The sequence below is a fragment of the Flavobacterium sp. SOK18b genome, from assembly GCF_014156605.1.
Classification (GTDB): domain Bacteria; phylum Bacteroidota; class Bacteroidia; order Flavobacteriales; family Flavobacteriaceae; genus Flavobacterium; species Flavobacterium tiangeerense.
In genome coordinates this window covers 1-1,573 of the sequence record NZ_QKNZ01000100.1, presented here as the reverse complement: position 1 = coordinate 1,573, position 1,573 = coordinate 1, and the positions used below count along the sequence as shown (strand labels likewise).

The window sequence follows — 1,573 nt, the reverse complement described above, 5'->3', positions numbered from 1 at the left end:
GGGGTTACTAATGCTCAAGAAATTACAGATGGCACAAACCCATTGAATGCAGATTCAGATGGTGATGGCGTAACTGATGGACAAGAGAAAACGGATACTACTAATCCAAATAGCAACTGTTCATTACTAATTGCTAGCCAAACTGTAGCACCAAATGCAACTTGGAATGCCGCGGATTGTGATACTGATGGGGTTACTAATGCTCAAGAAATTACAGATGGCACAAACCCATTGAATGCAGATTCAGATGGTGATGGCGTAACTGATGGACAAGAAAAAACAGATAGCACGGATCCAAACGACAACTGCTCGTTACTAATTGCGAGTCAAACTTTAGCAACAAATGCAACTTGGAATGCCGCAGATTGTGATACTGATGGGGTTACTAATAGTCAAGAAATCACAAATGGAACCAATCCATTAAGTGCCGATTCAGACAATGATGGAGTAAATGATGGTCAAGAAATCACAAATGGAACCAATCCATTAAGTGCCGATTCAGACAATGACGGTGTAAATGACGGACAAGAAGCTATAGACGGCACGAATCCATTGAATGCAGATACCGATGGAGATGGCGTAACTGATGGCAAAGAGAAAACAGATATCACGGATCCAAACGACAACTGCTCGTTAGTAATCGCTAGCCAAACGCTAGCACCAAATGCAACTTGGAATGCAGCAGATTGTGATACTGATGGGGTTACTAATAGTCAAGAAATCACTAACGGAACCAATCCATTAAGTGCGGATTCAGACAATGATGGAGTAAGTGATGGTCAAGAAATTACAGATGGCACCAACCCATTGAATCCAGATACAGATGGTGATGGCGTAACTGATGGACAAGAAAAAACCGATAACACAAATCTAAATAGTAACTGCTCGTTACTAATTGCTAGTCAAACTTTAACACCAAATGCAACTTGGAACGCCGCAGATTGTGATACTGATGGCGTAACTAATGGTCAGGAAATCACTAACGGAACCAATCCATTAAGTGCCGATTCAGACAATGATGGAGTAAGTGATGGACAAGAAGCTACAGATGGCACCAACCAATTGAATCCAGATACAGATGGTGATGGCGTAACTGATGGTAAAGAAAAAACAGATAATACGAATCCAAAAGACAACTGCTCTTTAATAATTGCTAGCCAAACCTTAGCACCAAATGCAACTTGGAACGCCGCAGATTGTGATGGTGATGGAGTTACTAATGCCCAAGAAATTACAGATGGCACAAACCCATTGAATCCAGATTCAGATGGTGATGGAGTAACTGATGGTAAAGAGCAAACGGATACTACTAATCCAAATAGCAACTGTTCATTACTAATTGCTAGCCAAACCTTAGCACCAAATGCAACATGGAATGCAGCAGATTGCGATAGCGATGGAGTTATAAATGCCCAGGAAATCACCAACGGAACCAATCCATTAAGTGCCGATTCAGACAATGATGGAGTAACTGATGGACAAGAAGCTACAAATGGAACCAATCCATTAATTCCAGATACTGATGGCGATGGAGCAACTGACGGACAAGAAGCTACGGATGGAACCAACCCAT

General features: G+C 41.6%; 1 pseudogene. It reads left to right on the top strand.

The annotated features are described in order from the left end of the window. A pseudogene (locus DNC80_RS13510) lies at positions 1 to 1,573 on the top strand (hypothetical protein); the annotation flags it as partial.